This window comes from Pseudomonas sp. R4-35-07 (assembly GCF_003852235.1).
In the GTDB taxonomy this organism is placed as follows: Bacteria; Pseudomonadota; Gammaproteobacteria; order Pseudomonadales; family Pseudomonadaceae; genus Aquipseudomonas.
On record NZ_CP027732.1, the window covers coordinates 5764998 to 5784266 of the forward strand.

The 19269-nt window shown below is 61.2% G+C and carries 15 protein-coding genes; 7 read left to right on the forward strand and 8 right to left on the reverse strand.

Annotated elements, in window-relative coordinates; all coding sequences use genetic code 11:
• The first annotated feature begins 50 nt into the window (after positions 1-50).
• A complete protein-coding gene (locus C4J89_RS26515) occupies positions 51-1361 on the forward strand; it encodes an autotransporter domain-containing protein (protein ID WP_124415949.1) in 1311 nt (436 codons plus the stop codon).
• Positions 1362-1441: 80 nt separating this feature from the next.
• Here C4J89_RS26515 and oadA read toward each other — a convergent pair whose 3' ends face one another.
• Both oadA and C4J89_RS26525 read right to left on the reverse strand, forming a co-directional pair.
• Entirely contained in the window at positions 1442-3250 is a 1809-nt protein-coding gene (gene oadA / locus C4J89_RS26520) for a sodium-extruding oxaloacetate decarboxylase subunit alpha (protein WP_124365034.1), read from the reverse strand.
• A gap of 11 nt (positions 3251-3261) precedes the next feature.
• Complete coding sequence (locus tag C4J89_RS26525; protein WP_003195732.1) at positions 3262-4677, reverse strand: acetyl-CoA carboxylase biotin carboxylase subunit; 1416 nt, start codon at positions 4675-4677, stop codon at positions 3262-3264.
• A 195-nt stretch (positions 4678-4872) separates the two neighbouring features.
• On the opposite strand from C4J89_RS26525, the gene C4J89_RS26530 reads away from it, so the two are divergent.
• Positions 4873-5847 (forward strand): LysR family transcriptional regulator, encoded by a 975-nt coding sequence (locus C4J89_RS26530; RefSeq protein WP_124415950.1) that lies wholly within the window; start codon positions 4873-4875, stop codon positions 5845-5847.
• On the opposite strand, the gene C4J89_RS26535 is transcribed toward C4J89_RS26530, so the two are convergent.
• The 3 genes from C4J89_RS26535 to C4J89_RS26545 form a co-directional block, all read right to left on the reverse strand.
• Positions 5777-5974 (reverse strand): PA3496 family putative envelope integrity protein, encoded by a 198-nt coding sequence (locus tag C4J89_RS26535; protein ID WP_124415951.1) that lies wholly within the window; start codon positions 5972-5974, stop codon positions 5777-5779. The genes C4J89_RS26530 and C4J89_RS26535 overlap by 71 nt on opposite strands.
• Before the next feature lie 209 nt (positions 5975-6183).
• The gene (gene hexR / locus C4J89_RS26540; protein ID WP_003177007.1) at positions 6184-7050 is read right to left on the reverse strand and encodes a transcriptional regulator HexR; all 867 of its coding nucleotides are present in this window, start codon (positions 7048-7050) and stop codon (positions 6184-6186) included.
• Positions 7051-7212: 162 nt separating this feature from the next.
• Positions 7213-10086 (reverse strand): EAL domain-containing protein, encoded by a 2874-nt coding sequence (locus C4J89_RS26545; RefSeq protein ID WP_124415952.1) that lies wholly within the window; start codon positions 10084-10086, stop codon positions 7213-7215.
• A 267-nt stretch (positions 10087-10353) separates the two neighbouring features.
• Here C4J89_RS26545 and uvrD point away from each other — a divergent pair, with 267 nt between their 5' ends.
• The 3 genes from uvrD to C4J89_RS26565 all read left to right on the forward strand — a co-directional run bounded on the left by uvrD (position 10354) and on the right by C4J89_RS26565 (position 14249).
• Complete coding sequence (gene uvrD / locus C4J89_RS26550; protein ID WP_124415953.1) at positions 10354-12537, forward strand: DNA helicase II; 2184 nt, start codon at positions 10354-10356, stop codon at positions 12535-12537.
• Positions 12538-12836: 299 nt separating this feature from the next.
• Entirely contained in the window at positions 12837-13706 is an 870-nt protein-coding gene (locus C4J89_RS26560; RefSeq protein ID WP_124365039.1) for a Tim44 domain-containing protein, read from the forward strand.
• A gap of 135 nt (positions 13707-13841) precedes the next feature.
• Positions 13842-14249 carry an SMI1/KNR4 family protein gene (locus C4J89_RS26565; RefSeq protein ID WP_078735291.1) on the forward strand — a complete coding sequence of 136 codons (408 nt, stop codon included), beginning with the start codon at positions 13842-13844 and terminating at the stop codon, positions 14247-14249.
• Positions 14250-14262: 13 nt separating this feature from the next.
• On the opposite strand, the gene C4J89_RS26570 is transcribed toward C4J89_RS26565, so the two are convergent.
• Positions 14263-16026, reverse strand: a complete 1764-nt coding sequence (locus C4J89_RS26570) for a cation:proton antiporter (protein ID WP_124415955.1) — start codon at positions 16024-16026, stop codon at positions 14263-14265.
• Between the two features lie 278 nt (positions 16027-16304).
• Here C4J89_RS26570 and C4J89_RS26575 point away from each other — a divergent pair, with 278 nt between their 5' ends.
• Positions 16305-16790: an acyl-CoA thioesterase gene (locus C4J89_RS26575; protein ID WP_034110411.1), complete on the forward strand. Its 486-nt coding sequence runs from the start codon at positions 16305-16307 to the stop codon at positions 16788-16790.
• Positions 16791-16918: 128 nt separating this feature from the next.
• Here the strand turns inward: C4J89_RS26575 and pdxY are convergent, their stop codons facing one another.
• Complete coding sequence (gene pdxY / locus C4J89_RS26580; RefSeq protein WP_124415956.1) at positions 16919-17791, reverse strand: pyridoxal kinase PdxY; 873 nt, start codon at positions 17789-17791, stop codon at positions 16919-16921.
• Between the two features lie 117 nt (positions 17792-17908).
• On the opposite strand from pdxY, the gene C4J89_RS26585 reads away from it, so the two are divergent.
• Positions 17909-18304 (forward strand): DUF3301 domain-containing protein, encoded by a 396-nt coding sequence (locus C4J89_RS26585; protein WP_124415957.1) that lies wholly within the window; start codon positions 17909-17911, stop codon positions 18302-18304.
• Here the strand turns inward: C4J89_RS26585 and C4J89_RS26590 are convergent.
• On the reverse strand, positions 18298-19260 hold the full coding sequence (locus tag C4J89_RS26590; protein WP_124415958.1) for a GTP-binding protein: 963 nt from the start codon (positions 19258-19260) through the stop codon (positions 18298-18300). The two genes, C4J89_RS26585 and C4J89_RS26590, sit on opposite strands and share 7 nt — an antisense overlap.
• Positions 19261-19269 lie beyond the last annotated feature (9 nt).

The window sequence follows — 19269 nt, forward strand, 5'->3', positions numbered from 1 at the left end:
CCCGGCACCCCGCTAAATTCCCAGCCTCATACATTAAGAGGTGGGTTTACATGCCGCTCATACACAAACAACTCGCACTGGCCATCACCCTGGCGTTCGCAGCGATCAGCACTCAACAGGCGCAGGCACGCGGCGACATCGAGCCAGACAGTGAATGGCTTGAGCCGGCTCCGGTGAACGGTGGAAAACAATATTTCGAACCGGCCCTCCCGGCGCCTGAAGACTTCTACTTCGCCAACACGGCTACCAGCCGCAACGGCTTGAGCGTCGCCCATGTGCTGGACTCCGCAGTGGAGACACTGCTGGCGTCGGACGAACTGCACGAATGGGAAAAAGACCATCTTGAGCAATACGGCCAGTACCTCAGCACTTTGGAGCCAGGCAGGCTAGGTGCCGTGCTTGAGCAATTGGCAGGCAGCCAGAACGCCAACTTGGGCACCGCCACCCAAAACAGCATGAAACAATTGAACGACAGCCTGTTGTCGGCAATACGTCTGCTGGACAACAACGCCAGCGAGACGGGACGCGTGTGGTTCCAAGGCTTGGGCAATAGCGGCAGGCTCGATGCCCAACACGGCAGTGCCGGTCTGAAGCAACGCAGCCAAGGCCTGCTGCTGGGTGCTGACTGGTCAATCGATCACGCATGGCGGCTGGGCGTGGTGGCCGGCAAGTCCGGCAGCGAACTGAACGCCACGCGTTTCAAGGGTGATCTGGACAGCTGGCACCTGGGCGCTTACGCCGTGCGTCAAGACGGACCACTGGCGTTGCGCCTGGGCGCGCTTTACAACAGCCATACCGGAAAAAACAAACGTACGGTCGATTTCGACCTCATTGACCATCGCCAGAACCTCACCGGCAAGTACAACGCCCAGAGCCAAAACGTATTCGCAGAGGCGGGCTATCAACTGGATATCGGCGGCTTGCACGCCGAGCCCTTTGCCAGCGCAGGTTTTCAACGTTATCAGCGCGACCGCTTCCAGGAAAAAGGCGGCTATAGCGCTTTGGACGTGGGTGCACAAACCCAGCAAAACTTCAGTAGCACCTTCGGTCTGCGCCTGAGCCACGACGTTGCAATAGGCAACCAGATGACCCTCAAACCGCACCTGAGCACCCAATGGAAACACCTGTATGGCGACGTCAACAGTCGCGTTCGCCAGTCATTTTCCTGGAATAAACGAGAGGACTTCAACAGCGAGTTCACCATCGGCGGCACTGCTCTGGACCGCAACAGCCTGGCGCTGCGTACCGGTATGGACATGGCACTGTCGGCTGAACACACCGTGGGCCTGGCCTACACCGCCGAATTCGGCAGCACGAGTCGCAACCAGGGATTGATGGGGCAGTGGGCGATGGCGTTCTAAGGCGCCAATGCCTGATCAGCAGGCAAAAAAAGGGGGCACATGCCCCCCGAGGTTTAAGCGGTAGTGTCGAAGGCTAGGTATCAGCCTTCGATTTCAATCAGGATTTCGCCAGGGTTCACGCGGTCGCCCTTGGCCACATGCACGGCGGTGACTTTACCGGCGATGGAGGCCTGCACTTCGGTTTCCATCTTCATCGCCTCGGTGATCAGCACCGCCTGGCCGGCCTTGACCACGTCGCCTTCCTTGACCAGCACGTCGACGATATTGCCTGGCATCGCGGTGCTGACATGGCCTGGCTCGGTGGCATGCTTGCGCTTGCTGCCGCCGCTGCTGACGAACTCGTTGAGCGGTTCGAACACCACTTCTTCGGGCATGCCGTCGATGGACAGGTAGAAGTGGCGCTTGCCTTCGGCCTTCACGCCGACACCGGTGATGTCCACACGGTAGCTTTCACCGTGCACATCGATGACAAACTCGGTCGGCACGCCTTCGCCACCGGCACGGGCCACGCCGCCGGCTTCAGGGATCGGCAGCAGCACTTCCGGCGCCAGCGTGCCGGCGTCGCGCTCTTCGAGGAACTTGCGGCCGATGTCCGGGAACATGGCGTAGGTCAGCACGTCTTCTTCGGACTTGGCCAACGCGCCGATTTCACCGCGCAGCTTGGTCATTTCCGGCTTGAGCAAATCGGCCGGACGTACGTCGATGACCTCTTCGCTGCCGATGGCCTGACGGCGCAGCTTTTCGTTCACAGTGCCCGGCGCCTTGCCGTAGCCGCCTTGCAGGTAGAGCTTCACTTCGTTGGTGATGGTCTTGTAGCGCTCGCCGGCCAGCACGTTGAAGAACGCCTGGGTGCCGACGATCTGCGAGGTTGGGGTGACCAGCGGCGGGAAGCCAAGGTCTTCACGCACGCGGGGGATTTCGGCGAGCACCTCGCTCATGCGGTTCAGCGCGCCCTGCTCTTTCAACTGGTTGGCCAGGTTGGAAATCATCCCACCGGGCACCTGGTTGACTTGCACGCGGGTGTCGACAGCGGTGAACTCGCTTTCGAACTGGTGGTATTTCTTGCGCACGGCATAGAAGTACAGGCCGATTTCCTGCAGCAGTTCCAGGTCCAGGCCGGTGTCGAATTCGCTGCCCTTGAGGGCGGCGACCATCGACTCGGTGCCCGGGTGGCTGGTGCCCCAGGCGAAGCTGGAGATGGCGGTGTCGATGTGGTCGGCGCCGTTTTCGATGGCCTTGAGTTGGCACATCGCAGCCAGGCCCGCAGTGTCGTGGGAGTGGATAAAGATCGGCAGGTTCTGCTCGGCTTTCAGCGCCTTGACCAGTTCGCCGGTGGCGTAGGGCGTCAGCAGGCCGGCCATGTCCTTGATCGCGATGGAGTCGCAGCCCATGGATTCGAGCTGCTTGGCCTGGGCCACGAACGCCTCGACGGTGTGCACCGGGCTGGTGGTGTAGGCGATGGTGCCCTGGGCGTGCTTGCCGGCGGCTTTGACCGCTTCGATGGCCACGCGCAGGTTACGCACGTCGTTCATCGCATCGAAGATGCGGAACACATCGATGCCATTAACGGCGGCTTTGGCAACGAACGCGCGGACCACGTCATCGCTGTAGTGGCGGTAGCCCAGCAGGTTCTGGCCGCGCAACAACATTTGCAGGCGCGTGTTGGGCAATGCGGCGCGCAGTTGGCGCAGGCGCTCCCACGGGTCTTCTTTGAGGAAGCGCACGCAGGCGTCGAAGGTCGCACCGCCCCAGACTTCCAGGGACCAGTAGCCGACTTTGTCGAGCTTGTCGCAGATCGGCAGCATGTCGTCAGTGCGCATGCGGGTCGCCAGCAACGATTGGTGGGCGTCGCGCAGGATGGTGTCGGTTACGAAGATTTTCTTAGACATTGGAATGTTCCTCACAGGCCTGCGTGGGCGGCGATGGCGGCGGCGATGGCCAGGGCCAGCTCTTCGGGTTTGCGCTTGATCGAGTAGTTGGTCAGCTCAGGGTGGCTTTCCACAAAGCTTGTATTGAACTGACCGCTGCGGAATTCCGGGTTGCGCAGGATTTCCTGGTAGTAGGCGGCGGTGGTCTTCACGCCTTGCAGGCGCATGTCATCCAGGGCACGCAGGCCGCGGTCCATGGCTTCTTCCCAGGTCAACGCCCACACCACCAGTTTCAGGCACATGGAGTCATAGAACGGCGGGATGGTGTAGCCGGTGTAGATCGCCGTGTCGGTACGCACGCCGGGGCCGCCGGGGGCGTAGTAACGGGTGATCTTGCCGAAGCTTGGCAGGAAGTTGTTTTTCGGGTCTTCGGCGTTGATACGAAACTGCAACGCGAAGCCACGGTGCTGGATGTCTTCCTGCTTGACCGACAGCGGCAGGCCCGAGGCGATGCGGATCTGCTCGCGGACGATGTCGATCCCGGTGATTTCTTCGGTGATGGTGTGTTCCACCTGCACCCGGGTGTTCATCTCCATGAAGTACACCTCGCCCTCGGCGAGCAGGAACTCCACGGTGCCGGCGTTCTCGTAGCCCACGGCCTTGGCCGCACGCACCGACAGATCGCCGATATAGGCGCGCTGTTCAGGGGTGAGCTGGGGGCTGGGAGCGATTTCGATGAGTTTCTGGTTGCGGCGCTGGATCGAGCAGTCGCGCTCGAACAGGTGCACGACGTTGCCAAAGCTGTCACCGAGGATCTGCGCTTCGATGTGCTTGGGATTGACGATGCATTTTTCCAGGAACACTTCCGCCGAACCGAAGGCCTTGGTGGCTTCGGAAATCACCCGGGGGAAGGCTTGTTCAAGTTCTTCGCGGCTGTTGCAACGACGGATACCGCGCCCGCCACCACCGGACGTGGCCTTGAGCATCACCGGGTAACCGATACGGTCGCCTTCGGTGAGGGCTTCATGGATATCGGCGACGTTGCCTTCGGTGCCCGGCGTGACCGGCACGCCGGCCTTGATCATGCTGCGGCGCGCTTCGGTCTTGTCGCCCATGCGGCGAATCACTTCCGCCGAAGGGCCGATGAACTTGATGCCGCGTTCGGCGCAGATGTCCGCCAATTCGGCGTTTTCCGACAGGAAGCCGTAGCCGGGATGCAGCGCATCGCAACCGGTCTCTACGGCCAGGTTCACCAGTTTGCGCGGGTTCAGGTAGCCGGCCAAGGGCTCGGCACCGATGCTGTGGGCTTCGTCGGCACGCTTGACGTGTAACGCGTGGCGGTCGGCGTCCGAATAAACCGCAACCGAGCGAATGCCCATCTCGGCGCAGGCACGCACGATTCGTACGGCAATTTCACCACGGTTGGCGATCAGGATCTTTTTTATCACTTGGAAATTCCCTTGAGCCGATTGCTGCGTTCTTCGACCCGTTGTAGGCGGGCCGACGCGTGACCAAATGTTTCATGACAGTCGCGAGACACACACTATGCGCACTTGAGGATTAACAAAAATCAATAATTGTTGGGCTGTGTATAAGCAAAGACTTATAGTTGGCCGGACGGCCGGGACGTGAGGAGTTACTTAATGCGTAAGTCATTGATGCGTATGACATTGCGTCAATTGCAGATTTTCAATGAAGTGTGTGATCTGCGTTCCTACAGCCGTGCAGCCGAGGAAATGTCCCTCACCCAACCCGCCGTCAGCCTGCAAATTCGCCAGCTGGAAGAGCTGCTTGGCCAGCCGCTGTTCGATTATGTCGGCAAAAAGCTCTACATGACCGAGGCCGCTGAAGCTTTGCAGCGGGCCAGCCGCGATATTTTCGGGCGCCTGGAAAATCTAGATATGCAGCTGTCGGACATGCAGGGCTCGTTGCAGGGCCAGCTCAAATTGGCGATCGAATCCAGCGCGAAATACTTCGTGCCGCACCTGTTTGCCGCTTTCAAGCGCCAGCACCCGGAGGTGCAGCTGCACCTGACGGTGGTCAATCGCGCCCAGGTGATTCGCCGGCTCTCGGACAACCGTGACGACCTGGTGATCATGTCCATGGTGCCTCAGGACATGGGCCTGGAATTCCTGCCGTTCCTGAATAACCCGATTGTCGCCGTGGCGCTGCCGGATCATCCGTTGAGCTTGCAGGGACCGCTGCGCCTGCAGGATCTGGAACCCTACACCCTGCTCATCCGCGAACCGGGTTCCGGCACGCGGCTGGCCTGCGAAGAGTACTTCAAGGAAAAACGCGTGCACTTCACGCAGACGGTGGAAGTGGCCTCGGCCGAGGCGCAACGCGAGTGCGTGGCTGCAGGGCTGGGCGTGGCCCTGCTGACGCGCCACGCCCTGAACCTGGAGTTGGCCACCGGCGGGCTCAAGGAGCTGCCGGTGGAAGAACTGCCGCTGTACCGCAGTTGGTGCCTGGTGCAGGCCAAAGCCAAGCGGCTGTCACCGGTGGCCCACGCGTTCCTGGGCTTTATCCGCAGCGAACGGGTGCAGATCAGCGCACTGGCTGAGCGTTTCGCTGGGCAGCCAAGGGTGCCTGCCAATGGAGTTCCGGGTAGTCACTGATGCTCTGGAGCAGCTGGCGCTGGTCGCAGCGGTCTTCGATTGCGCGACGGAACGCCATGCGGCGCTGGTCTTCCTGCTGACGACGGGTCTTGACGGTGCTGTTGCTGTCTTCGTAGGGCCGGGCCATTTCAAGTCTCCCAATGCAAGTACGGGGAGTACAGGATGGGCGCGGAGGATGACGGGGCTATGACAGCCTGATGAAGATTCTGAGGATGCGGCGATTCGAAATGTGGGAGGGGGCTTGCCCCCGATGGCGCAGTGTCAGTCACCAGATTTATTGACTGGCCTATAGCTATCGGGGGCAAGCCCCCTCCCACATTGGAGCTGTGTGCAGGCTTAGTCGTCGAGGGCTTTGACGGATTTTGGCGACAACCGCAGGCTGCGCAAACTGCGCTTCACGCTCTTGAGGTGGTTGACCAGGCTCGGCCCTCGGGCCATGGCCACGCCCATTGCCAACACGTCGATCACCACCAGGTGGGCAATGCGCGAGGTCAGCGGTGTGTAGATCTCGGTATCTTCGTGTACATCGATCGCCAGGTTCACTGTGGACAATTCCGCCAACGGCGTCTGGCTCGGGCACAGGGTGATCAGCGAAGCGCCGCTTTCACGCACCAGATTGGCGGTGATGAGCAGGTCTTTGGAGCGACCGGACTGGGAAATACAGATGGCCACGTCGGTGGGTTTCAAGGTCACCGCCGACATCGCCTGCATGTGCGGATCGCTGTAGGCCGCCGCCGTGAGCAGCAGACGGAAAAATTTGTGCTGGGCGTCAGCCGCTACCGCGCCGGAAGCACCAAAGCCATAGAACTCCACCCGCTGGGCCTGGGACATGGCGGTCACGGCCTTTTGCAGCTCCACCGGGTCGAGCTTCTCGCGCACTTCCATCAAGGTGTGCAAGGTGGTGTCGAAGATTTTCAGGCTGTAATCGGCGACCGAGTCGTCTTCATGGATCGCAAACTGGCCAAAGCTCGCGCCTGCAGCCAGGCTTTGCGCCAGCTTGAGTTTCAAGTCCTGGAACCCGGAGCAACCAATGGCGCGGCAGAAGCGCACGATGGTCGGCTCACTGATACCCACGCTGTGGGCCAGGTCGGCCATGGAACTGTGCATCACAGCCGCAGGGTCAAGCAGCACGTGATCGGCAACCTTGAGTTCCGATTTGCGTAACAGGTGGCGCGACTGGGCGATATGTTGCAACAGGTTCAAAGGGCAGGACTCTTGTTATTGGCAGACGCCAGGGATGTAGCAAGCTTGTAGTTATACTACAAGAATTGCCGTTTTGCCCGCCTGATGCAGCACTAAATCGCCCCGCTCCCCTCTGAAACTAAGGGCAGAGGCTTTGTAGCCACAGGGACGCCACTCGAGCCGTTAAGAAAAATCTGGATTTTTTCGTAACAAATCTGCCAGCCCCTCAGCGTCCATCGGCCGGCTGATCAGATAACCCTGCACCTCGTCGCACTGCTCGCTTCGCAGGAAATCCAGTTGCTGCTGGTCCTCCACGCCTTCGGCCACCACTTTGAGCGACAACCCATGGGCCATGGCAATGATCGCCCGGGTAATGGCCGCATCCTCGCGGCCCTGGCCAAGACCCCGGATAAAGGTCTGGTCGATCTTCACGTAGTCCACCGGAATGCGCTTGAGGTAGCTGAGGGATGAATAGCCGGTGCCGAAATCGTCGATGGCCAGCTTCACGCCCAGGTCACGCAGCTGCCGGAAGGTGGTGATGATGTGCTCGACACTGTCGAGCAGCTGACTTTCGGTCAATTCCAACTCGAGGTATTGCGGGTCCAGCCCGGTCTCCTCCAACACCTGGCGCACCAGACTGACCAGCTTGCCCTGGCGCAACTGATGCACCGACAGGTTCACCGACACCCGAATCGGCGCCAGCCCCTGGCGTTGCCACTCACACGCCTGCCAGCACGCCTGGCGCAACACCAGCTCACCCAACGGCACGATCAGGCCGGTTTCTTCGGCCAGGCCGATGAAGTCTCCCGGCGGTACCAGGCCCCACTGCGGATGTTCCCAGCGCACCAGGGCCTCGACCGCATTAAGCTTGCCGGTGGCCAGGCACAGTTTGGGTTGGTAGAACACCGTGAGCTGGCCCTCGTCGATGGCCTTGCGCAGATGGTTTTCCAGTTGCAAGCGCTCCAGGGTGCTGGCTTGCAGGCTGTCGGTGTAGAACTGGAAATTGTTCCCGCCCAGGTGCTTGGCATGCTGCATCGCCATATTCGATTGGCTGACCAGCGCAGAAATTTCCCGCGCATTATCCGGCAGCAGGCTGACGCCCATGGAGGCGCTGACCACCAGCTCATGCCCCTCCACCGTCACCGGCACGCGCAGCTTGGCCAGCAGCCGAGTCGCCACCCGCGCCAGGCTCGACAGGTTGCCATAGGCGTCGAACAGCACAGCGAATTCATCACCGGACAGGCGTGCAATGGTGTCGGCTTCCGGCAGTGCGTTGATCAAGCGCCGCGCCATTTTCTGCAACAGTTGGTCGGCCACTTCATGGCCAAGGCTGTCATTGAGCAGCTTGAAACGGTCGAGGTTGATGTGCAGCAGCGCCAGGCTGCGCCCACCCTGACGTACGCGTTGATGCGCTTCGCGCAGCCGTTCGCGAAACAGCGAACGGTTGGCCAGGCCGGTCAACTCGTCGTAATGGGTGAGGTAGCGCATGCGCTCCTCGGACTCGCGCCGCGCGGACAGATCGGCGAAGAAGCCCACTATATGACTGACATTGCCGCGAACATCGCGCACCACGCTCAGCTGCAGCCACTGCGGGTACAGCTCGCCGTTCTTGCGTGTTTCCACCAACTCGCCCTGCCAGGTGCCGTGGCTGAGCAGCGCCTGGCGGATCACCGGGAAGTGACGTCGGGCATCGCGACTGCTGGGCAGCTCCACGACATTGCGACCGAGCATGTCGTCGATGTCAAAACCGGTGACACGGCTGAACGCCTGGTTGACGGCGAGCAGCACATAGTTCGGGTCGAGAATCACGATGCCTTCGCTGGCGGCCTCGAACACCGTCGAGGCGAGCCGTTGCTGTTCTTCCACGGCCTTGCTGGCACTGATGTCACGGCGCGTGCCGAGCATGCGGATCACCCGGCCACTGGGCGAACGCTCTACCGCGCGCCCACGGTCCTCGATCCACACCCAGTGCCCGTCGCCGTGGCGGATCCGGTATTCCACCTGATAGTCCTCGCTGCGGCCCTTGAGATGCTCCACCAATGCGTGCTTGAGCAGCGGCAGGTCGTCTGGGTGCAGGCGCGGCTTGAGATGGCTGAGCATCGCGGTGACAAACTCGGGTTCCAGGCCGAACAGTTCCTTGAGCTGGGTGTGGTGCACCTCATCGGTTTGCAGGTTCCAGTCCCACAGGCCCAGTTCACTGGCCTGCAGCGCCATGGCCAGGCGCGCCTCGCTTTGATTCAGGGCGAGGCTGGCGGCGTCCAGTTCCTGGCTGCGCAGCGCCACACGGTCTTGCAGGCCAACCTGGGCTTCACGCAGTTCCTGTTCGACCTCGCGGCGCTGTTCGACTTCGCGCAGCAGTTCCTGGTTCAACTGCTCGCTGCGCTGCTGCGCCTGCTGCAAATGCTCGATCAGGGCCTGGTTCTGGAAGCGTCGCAGCAGCCCGCGCTGGATCAGGCGGTTGACCTGCCACGCCACCACACTTAATGACGCCAACAGGATCAGACCGAGCACGCCCCAACCCTGTTGCCGCGAGGTGCCGTTCCAGAATAGATAGGCGATGACCGGCAACAGGCAGGGCAAGGCGAAGGACAGAAAGGCCCAAAGGCTGACGGCATAGGCCACGCTGGCCGACAACGTCGCCGCGCCGATCAGGCCGAACACCCAGGCCTGTTGCATGAAGCTGTCGGTCGGTACCAGGGCGATGGCGGCGATCGACAGGGTCAGGCCGCTGACCGCTGAACCGAGCATGAACATGCGGCGCCAGACGGGCTGGGCCTGCCGGCTGGGCATCGCCGAATCAAAGGCCGCCACCTGGATGACGCGCATCGCCACCAGGGCCAGCAACCAGACCAGCCAGACGCTGTCGAGCAGGTATTGCTTGGGGTCCCACAAAAGCCAGGCGCAGACCAAACCGTTGACCAGCATCAACAGGGTCGGCAGCAGCGAGCCCTGATACAGCAGGCGTGTACGCTCGACCGCGATCTCGGTGGCGTAGTGTTTGCGGATAACCTGCGCAGGCGCCGCCGAGGGGCCGAACAGGTCAGTGTCAAAGGTCATAGGCAGTGTTCTTATAATGGTGAGCCCGAAACGTCGTCGGAGCATACACAAGCAAGCGCTCGGACCAAACCGCTCCAGGTCATAAAAACCTCTCGCCGGTTGAGCGCAAAACGTTGTCCCAGACAGCTTGAACGAGACGGCACGCGGGTTGTGGCGCATGACTAACCGGTCATCCGCGTCCGCAGAATGTTTGCGCGCAGGTGGTTTTGTGTCGACCACCCGGCATTGGGATTTGCCCCTCTCCCCCCGGCACCCTAGAATGCGCCGATGCGCGATGATCTCTCCCTTTTGCTGAACTCCCTCAACGATGCCCAACGCCAGGCCGTAGCGGCCCCCGTTGGCCGTCAGTTGGTCCTGGCCGGTGCTGGCTCCGGTAAAACCCGAGTGCTGGTGCACCGTATCGCTTGGTTGATCCAGGTCGAGAACGCTTCTCCCCATTCCATCCTGTCGGTGACGTTCACCAACAAGGCGGCTGCCGAGATGCGCCATCGCATCGAGCAGTTGATGGGCATCAGCCCGGCCGGCATGTGGGTGGGCACCTTCCACGGCCTGGCGCACCGCCTGTTGCGGGCGCATTGGCAGGAAGCGGGGCTGAGCCAGACGTTCCAGATCCTCGACAGCGACGACCAGCAACGCCTGGTCAAGCGGGTGATCCGCGAGCTGGGCCTCGATGAACAGCGTTGGCCGGCCCGCCAGGCCCAGTGGTTTATCAACGGCCAGAAAGACGAAGGCCTGCGCCCACAACATATCCAGGCCAGCGGTGACCTGTTCCTGGCGACCATGCGCAGCATCTATGAAGCCTACGAGGCGGCCTGCGTACGCGCCGGCGTGATCGACTTCTCCGAACTGCTGTTGCGTGCCCTCGACCTGTGGCGCGACAACCCCGGCTTGCTGGCCCATTACCAGAAGCGCTTCCGGCATGTTCTGGTGGACGAGTTCCAAGACACCAACGCCGTGCAATACGCCTGGTTGCGCCTGCTGGCCAAGGGCGGCGACAGCCTGATGGTGGTGGGCGATGACGACCAGTCGATCTACGGCTGGCGCGGCGCGAAAATCGAGAACATCTACCAGTATTCCGAAGACTTCCCGGACGCGGTGACCATCCGCCTCGAGCAGAACTACCGTTCCACCGCCGGGATCCTGAAGGCCGCCAACGCCTTGATCGCCAACAACACCGGGCGCCTGGGCAAAGAGCTGTGGACCGACGGCGGCGAAGGCGAAGCGATCAACCTGTACGCCGCGTTCAATGAGCACGATGAAGCGCGCTATGTGGTGGAAACCATCGAAAGCGCGTTGAAAACCGGCCTGGCGCGCAGCGACATCGCCATTCTCTACCGCTCCAACGCCCAATCGCGGGTGTTGGAAGAAGCCTTGTTGCGCGAGCGCATCCCCTATCGCATCTATGGCGGCCAGCGCTTCTTCGAGCGGGCGGAAATCAAGAACGCCATGGCCTACCTGCGCTTGCTGGAAGGTCGCGGCAACGATGCGGCGCTGGAGCGGGTGATCAATATCCCGGCCCGTGGTATCGGTGAAAAAACCGTCGAGGCCATTCGCGAACACGCCCGCCATGCCGATGTGTCGATGTGGGAGGCCATGCGCCTGCTCATCGCCAATAAAGGCCTGACAGGCCGCGCAGCCGGCGCATTGGGCGTGTTTGTCGAGCTGATCGAGAACCTCGCGGCCAAATGCGCGGAAATGCCCCTGCATTTGATGACCCAGACCGTGATCGAACAGTCCGGGCTGATCGCCTACCACGAGGCGGAGAAAGGCGAGAAAGGCCAGGCCCGGGTAGAAAACCTCGAGGAACTGGTCAGCGCAGCCCGCGCCTTCGAAAACACCGAGGACGATGAAGAGCTGACCCCGCTCGCCGCTTTCCTTGGTCACGCATCGCTGGAAGCTGGCGATACCCAGGCCGACGAGCATGAAGACAGCATTCAACTGATGACCTTGCACAGTGCCAAGGGCCTGGAATTCCCGTATGTGTTCCTGGTGGGCATGGAAGAAGGCCTGTTCCCCCACAAGATGAGCCTGGAAGAGCCCGGCCGCCTTGAGGAAGAACGCCGCCTGGCTTACGTGGGCATTACCAGGGCCATGCAGAACCTGGTGATGACCTATGCCGAGACCCGACGCCTGTACGGTAGCGAGACCTACAACAAGGTGTCGCGCTTCGTACGTGAAGTGCCGAAGGGGCTGATCCAGGAAGTGCGTCTGTCCAACAGCGTCAGTCGCCCGTTCGGCGGCGGCCAGCAGCAGAACTCCAGCACTATGTTTGCCGGCTCCGAGATCCCGGAAACCCCGTTCAGCCTGGGCCAGCAGGTCCGGCATGCGATCTTCGGCGAGGGCGTGATCCTCAATTTCGAAGGCGCTGGCGCCCAGGCGCGGGTGCAGGTCAACTTCGCCGAGGGCAGCAAGTGGCTGATGATGGGCTACGCGAAGCTTGAGGCGGTCTGAAGTCTTACCTCCTGTATTGATCGTTCCCACGCTCTGCGTGGGAATGCCGCCCGGGACGCCCCGCGTCCGCTCTTAAAGCACTGACGCAGAGCGTCACAGGATGCGTTACCACGCGGAGCGTGGGAACGATCTGGGGTACTGCCCTTGTATTTAACGAGGGCGGGCCAATATCTGTAATAAGTCCTACAGACCATTCTGAATCGGTCCTACGTAAAAGCCCGAAACATTATGTCGCTAGCCACTGTCACGACATCTGTGCAACATGGCGCGCGTGCAATCCACAAATGGGAATTCCCTTTATGAAACGTTTTCTTAGCATCGCCATGGCGTTGTGCATCGGCTTGACGATGAGCCTCGACGCCAACGCCAAACGCTTCGGTGGCGGCAAAAGCATGGGCTCGGCACCGACCCACCAGACCAGCCAGATGGCTCCATCCGCCGGTGCCGGCGGTGCTGCGGCTACCGCAGGCGCGGCTGGTGCTGCGGGCGCTGCGGCCAAGGCCGGCGGTGCTTCGCGCTGGTTGGGTCCATTGGCCGGCATCGCCGCCGGTGGCCTGCTCGCTTCCATGTTCATGGGCGGCGGCTTCCAGGGCATGCAGATCTTCGACATCCTGATCCTGGCCGTTATCGCCTTTGTGATCTTCCGCTTTATCGCCGCCCGTCGCCGCAAGCAGCAGGAGCACCTGGCTCCGGCCGGCGCGCCGATGCAGCGTGAAGTGTTCGAGCAAAAACCGGCCATGGGTTCGATCTTCGGTGGTTCGGCAGCGCCTGCCGCCGCCCGTCCGGTGATCAACGCACCGGCCTGGTTCAACGAAGAGCGTTTCGTCGAAGCGGCCCGCAGCCACTTCCAGTCCCTGCAGCAGCACTGGGACGCCAACGAAATGGACAAGATCTCCGAGTTCGTGACCCCGCAACTGCTCGAGTTCCTCAAGCGCGAACGCGCCGACCTGGGTGACGCCTTCCAGTCGACTTATATCGACGACCTGCGCGTACAACTGGAAGGCGTGGATGATCGCGCCGACAAGACCATCGCCACCCTGACCTTCAGCGGTGTGTCGAAGACCTCGCGTTTCGACCAGGGCGAAGTGTTCAGCGAAAGCTGGAACATGGAACGCGCCCAGGGCGACAACCAGCCATGGCTGGTCGCCGGTATCCGCCAGAACGGCTGATACCTGCTCGTTTGAGCACGCGGTAACAAAAACCCCGGACATGTCCGGGGTTTTCTATTTCACGGTTGCACTTATAGCGAGCTACTGTATAAAACGCCCCTATAAACCGCGCCTACTAGCAAGAGGATCCCGGCCGTGGAAGAAATCATCGAACAACTGCGTGAAGCCAACGAACCGGTCCCGGTTCCTTTGGAGCTGCCTGACGAAGACCAACTGGTGGAAATCGAGGAACAACTGTTCATCGACATCCCGTTTGTGTTCCGCGAATTCCTGCTGACCGTCAGCGACGTGGTCTACGGCAGCCTTGAGCCGGTGACCGTCACCGACCCGCAATCCCACACTTATCTGCCGGATGTTGCCGCCAACGCCTGGGATGCCGGGGTTGATCGCAGCATGATCCCGATCTGCCAGGATGGCGACGATTACTACTGCGTCGAGGAAGACGGCACCGTGGTGCTGTGGTCCGCCGAGGAAGAACTGGTCCAGGAAGAGACCTGGGAGTCGGTGTGGCACTGGGCACGGGACGTCTGGCTGGAGAGCTGATTCCCAAACCCCGCTAGTGCTCCGGCGTATCCTTGTGGTTATCCAGCGTCTCCAGCAAGGCCACCTGCATCCGCGTATGCACGCGGATGAACCAGCGCCAGAGCACCGCCGCCACCGCCGCCGTGACTACCGCGATCAGCACCAGCAACTTGTTGGTCGGCAGAATACTGGCCGACAAGGCTGCCAACAGCAGGAAGATCACCAGCAGTGACAGGATGGGGATCAACTCTGCAATCACCCGCCGCACCCGCTGGGTATGCCGGCCCGCCATTTCCGGCTTCACGCTCATCTCGGCCAGCAACATCGACAACGCCTTGAGCTTGCGATACGCCGCAATCAGGAACGGCAGCGACAAGAGCAACGCCCCGCCCCAGATCAATGCCTTCTGCCAGCTTTGATCGCTGATCCAGCCTTCCAGATACCCACCGATGCGCGCCGCAAAAAAGCTTCCTGCGAAGAAGATCGCGATCACCAGCGCCAGGTTCACTCCTACTTGCAGCACGATCTTACGGATCATCGACGCCAGCATGGCGCCTTCGCCTTGAGGCTGAATACTGCGCAGCCATTCGCCATACATCCCGAATACCCGGCTCATGCGCTGGGGCATCACGGCGGCAATTTTCAACGACAGCGGGTCGGCACCGCGGATCAGGTAAGGCGTGAGCAAGGTGGTGATCGCCGAAACCGCCACCGCCACCGGGTAGAGAAAGTCGCTGGTCACTTGCAGGGTCATCCCCAGCGCCGCGATGATGAAAGAGAACTCGCCGATCTGTGACAGCCCCATGCCCACCCGCAGCGAGGTGCGACCATCGTTGCCAGCGATAAACGCGCCCAGCCCGCACGACAGCATCTTGCCCAACACCACCGCCACAGTGATCACCGCAATCGGCCAGGCGTACTGCAGCAAGATCTGCGGGTCGATCATCAACCCAATGGCCACGAAGAAAATCGCACTGAACATGTCGCGCACCGGCTCGATCAGGCGCTCGATTTTAATCAGTTGGCGTGACTCGGCCATAATCGCACCGATCAGGAAGGCCCCCAGCACCATGCTGTATTCGAGCTTGACCACCAGCAGGCAGAAGCCGAAACACAGGCCCAACACGGTGATCAGCAGCATCTCGTTGCTTTCGAACCTGGCGACGTAAGCCAGCAGGCGGGGCACCAGCAGAATGCCAATCACCAGCGCAACAATCATGAACAACGACAGCTTGCCCACGGTGGAAAACACCTCGCCGGAGCTGACCGTGCCACTGACGGCGATGCTCGACAGCAAAGCAATGATGCCGATGCCCAGGATGTCCTCGACGATCAGCACGCCGAATATCAGCTGGGCGAACCGCTGATTCTTCATCTTCAGGTCATTGAGCGCCTTGACGATGATGGTGGTCGAGGAAATCGCCAGGATCGCGCCGAGAAACAACGAGTCCATGGTGTTCCAGTCAAACCATTGGCCGATTTCGTAGCCGATCCAGATCATCAGGATGATTTCCAGGAACGCCGCGATAAACGCCGTGGCGCCTACCTTGAACAGCTTGCGCAGGCTGAACTCCAGGCCCAGGCAGAACATCAGGAAGATCACCCCCAGTTCTGCCAGGGTCTTGATCGTATCCTCATCGTGAATCAGGCCGAACGGCGGCGTGTGCGGGCCAATAATGAAGCCGGCGACGATGTAGCCCAGCACCACCGGCTGCTTGAGGCGATGAAACAGAATGGTGACAACCCCTGCCACCAACATGATCACGGCCAGATCCTGGATAAAACTGATGGCGTGCATGGCGAAGGGCTCCTTGAAATGGCTGGCGCTTTCTCACTTTCCGCGTGTGCTACCGCTGAAAGAAAAGTCTGCCGTGATCGTAAGAAATGCCCGGAGATGGGCTTTTGAAGGTTAACACCGCGACTTCCGCCGGAAAGCCGGTGCAATATATGGAAACAGATCGACCCGCGCGTGACGGCAAGCCGTCCACTGGCGTCCCGTTAGGGATGGCGCTGCAAAGACCCCAGCACCCGCAGAGGTGCCCTACCCAACCAATGCCTACAACCCGTGAGTGTGCTATGGAACCCGGAAACGCCCAGCTGTCGATGACGGTATTGATGACCCCTGACATGGCCAATTTCTCAGGCAATGTCCACGGTGGCACCCTGCTCAAGTACCTCGACGAAGTGGCGTACGCGTGCGCCAGCCGTTATGCCGGCCGCTATGTGGTCACGCTGTCGGTGGACCAGGTGATTTTCCGCGAGCCGATCCATGTCGGCGAGCTGGTGACCTTTCTCGCGTCGGTCAACTACACCGGCAACACCTCGATGGAAGTGGGCATCAAGGTGGTGACCGAGAACATCCGTGAACGCTCAGTGCGTCATACCAACAGTTGCTTTTTCACCATGGTGGCGGTGGACGACCAGCGCAAACCGGCCGCCGTGCCACCCTTGCAGCCGCACAACAGCGAAGACAAACGCCGCTTCGTACAGGCCCAGCAGCGTCGGCAGATTCGCCAGGAATTGGAAAAGCGCTATCAGGAAATCAAGGCCGACGCGCCCTGATTCAGATCTGCGAACCCAGTCAAAATGTGGGAGGGGGCTTGCCCCCGATAGCGGTGTTTCAGCCAAAGAGGTGGCGGCTGTTATATCGCAATCGGGGGCAAGCCCCCTCCCACATTGGTTCTGTGTGCTTACAGGCTGATCGGTGTCGCCTCGAACCGTACGCGGGGATGGGCAATGCGATCCTGCGCCCGCACCAGTTCCAGTTCATAACTGGCGCAGGCCTGGGTCTCCAGCAGCACCTCGTGCACCGCTGCGGCGGTGAATTCGAAGGCCGCCACCAGGCTATCCCCCAGCAGCACCCGCGCCAGGAACAGCCCTGACGTCAGGTCGCCCACACCCACCGGCTGGCGCGGGAATGCCAGCAGCGGCCGACGCAAGTGCCAACTGCCATCAGCCGTCACCAGCAGCATCTCAAAGCCGTCCGGCAGCTTGCCGGGGTACTCCAGATGCTTGACCAGCACCGCCTTCGGCCCGCGCGCCAACAGGGCTTTGGCCATCGCCAGGCAATCGAACAGCGATTGCGGTTTGCGCCCGGCAAAGCTGTCCAGCTCCAGTTGATTGGGGCACAGGAAATCCGCCATGGCCGCCGCCTCGTTCAGCAGGAAATCACTGACTTCCTGCGGCACGATGCAGCCTTTTTCAGGATGGCCCATCACCGGGTCGCACAGGTACATCGCCTTGGGATTGAGCGCCTTGATGCGCGCCACGCCGGTAAGAATCGCACGCCCCTGATCCGCACTGCCGAGGTAGCCGGACAGCACTGCATCGCAGTTACCCAACTCGCCGATGGCTGCGATACCTTCCACCAATGCCGGAATCTGCTGCGGCGCCAGCACTTCACCTGCCCAGTGGCCATACTGTGTGTGGTTGGAGAACTGCACTGTGTTGAGCGGCCATACATTCACCCCGACCCGCTGCATGGGGAACACGGCGGCGCTGTTTCCGGCGTGGCCGAAAACCACATGAGACTGGATCGCAAGCAGATGGGGTGTGCGTTTCATGCAGGAGATGTCCATAAAGCCGTTGAAATTCTGGCCGCGCAGTATGCGACTAAACGCAGCCTGTACGACAGACCGGCGACACAGTTAAGCTGCGCTCACTTTGTTGGAGTTCATGCAATGCTGACCCTGGGAAACATGTTCGTGTTGATGCTGCTGGCGACCGGCGCCACTTGGGTCTGGCACAACCATGGCCTGCGCGAGCGCGCGTTGGAGCGGGTCAAGCAGCACTGCGCCAAGCTCGATATCGAACTGCTCGATGGCGCGGTGGCACTCAAACGCATCGGTTTCGTGAAGGATGCCAAGGGTCGGCGCCGGTTGGCACGGGTCTACAATTTCGAGTTCACCGTGACGGGCGAGGCTCGCCACAGCGGCACCATTACCCAATTTGGCGCCCACAGCGCGCAGATTGAATTGGCGCCCTACCCGTTCGAAGCCAAGGAGCCGCTGCCCAGCGCCAACGTCATCGAGCTGAGCCAGTGGCGCCAAGACCACGCAACCAAGAACCGTCAGTAACGGCAGGCAGCCAGAGCGGCCTGCAATGCCGCCACGTTCTGTGGTGCACTGAAGATCAATTCGATACGTGAATCGCGGCGCCATTCGCTGGGCTGCCAGACGAGTGGACTGTTATCCACAGCGTTGGCGGACACCCACGCGTCACGGCTGTGGATAACAAGTTTGGCGCGACGCCATTGCAGACTCGTCAGCCATTGGCTCACTGGTTCCAGGTCAAATCGCTGGCTCGGATGCCAGCGCCAGCCAATGCTCCAGCCTCCTTCCTCGGCCTGGCTCAAGCAGATCGGCAACGTGGGGTCGCTCCAGATCGCCGGCATTTGCGCCAAGCCTTGGGGCACCGCGAAGTTATCCACAACCCCGCCAGCCTGGGCTTTCAAGCCAGGCAAGTGTTCCAGAGGCAACTGAGCCTGGCGCGTCCAATAGAGCGCGCTGCCAGATAACCGCTGCTCAATAGCCTGGCGTTGCGCAGCGTCCAGCGCCTCATCCTTGTTCAACACCAGCAAGCCGGCACCGGCCAGCGCCTCCTGCTGCGCTTGCGGCAAGGGTTTGCCCGCTGCCAGGGCCTGGGCGTCCAGCACCAGCACCCAGGGCTGAACCGCCAGCACGCCTTGCCATGGCGCTTCGCCTAACTGTTTGAGCAACTGCGCCGGATGGCCCAGGCCCGACGGCTCGATAAACAGCCGATCCGGCTTGGCCTTACGCAATAACCGACCCAGGCCTACCTGGAACGGCGCGCCATTCACACAACACAGGCAGCCACCCGCCACTTCGCCCAAGGCAATGCCATCGTCAGCTTGAGTGAGCAAGGCCGCGTCCAGGCCGATCTGCCCGAACTCGTTGATCAGCACCGCCCAGCGCTCGTTGGCCGGGCGTTGGGCAAGCAGGTGTTTGATCAGGCTCGTCTTGCCGGCGCCCAAGGGCCCGGCAATCACATGGGTGGGAATGTTCTGCAGCATGGGTTGGCA

What these genes read in the sequence shown, in the direction of transcription:
- C4J89_RS26515 (WP_124415949.1), top strand. Translation starts at nt 51, where the DNA reads ATGCCGCTCATACACAAACAACTCGCACTGGCCATCACCCTGGCGTTC.
- oadA (WP_124365034.1), bottom strand. Translation starts at nt 3,250, where the DNA reads ATGTCTAAGAAAATCTTCGTAACCGACACCATCCTGCGCGACGCCCAC.
- C4J89_RS26530 (WP_124415950.1), top strand. Translation starts at nt 4,873, where the DNA reads ATGCGTAAGTCATTGATGCGTATGACATTGCGTCAATTGCAGATTTTC.
- C4J89_RS26535 (WP_124415951.1), bottom strand. Translation starts at nt 5,974, where the DNA reads ATGGCCCGGCCCTACGAAGACAGCAACAGCACCGTCAAGACCCGTCGT.
- C4J89_RS26545 (WP_124415952.1), bottom strand. Translation starts at nt 10,086, where the DNA reads ATGACCTTTGACACTGACCTGTTCGGCCCCTCGGCGGCGCCTGCGCAG.
- uvrD (WP_124415953.1), top strand. Translation starts at nt 10,354, where the DNA reads ATGCGCGATGATCTCTCCCTTTTGCTGAACTCCCTCAACGATGCCCAA.
- C4J89_RS26560 (WP_124365039.1), top strand. Translation starts at nt 12,837, where the DNA reads ATGAAACGTTTTCTTAGCATCGCCATGGCGTTGTGCATCGGCTTGACG.
- C4J89_RS26570 (WP_124415955.1), bottom strand. Translation starts at nt 16,026, where the DNA reads ATGCACGCCATCAGTTTTATCCAGGATCTGGCCGTGATCATGTTGGTG.
- C4J89_RS26575 (WP_034110411.1), top strand. Translation starts at nt 16,305, where the DNA reads ATGGAACCCGGAAACGCCCAGCTGTCGATGACGGTATTGATGACCCCT.
- pdxY (WP_124415956.1), bottom strand. Translation starts at nt 17,791, where the DNA reads ATGAAACGCACACCCCATCTGCTTGCGATCCAGTCTCATGTGGTTTTC.
- C4J89_RS26585 (WP_124415957.1), top strand. Translation starts at nt 17,909, where the DNA reads ATGCTGACCCTGGGAAACATGTTCGTGTTGATGCTGCTGGCGACCGGC.
- C4J89_RS26590 (WP_124415958.1), bottom strand. Translation starts at nt 19,260, where the DNA reads ATGCTGCAGAACATTCCCACCCATGTGATTGCCGGGCCCTTGGGCGCC.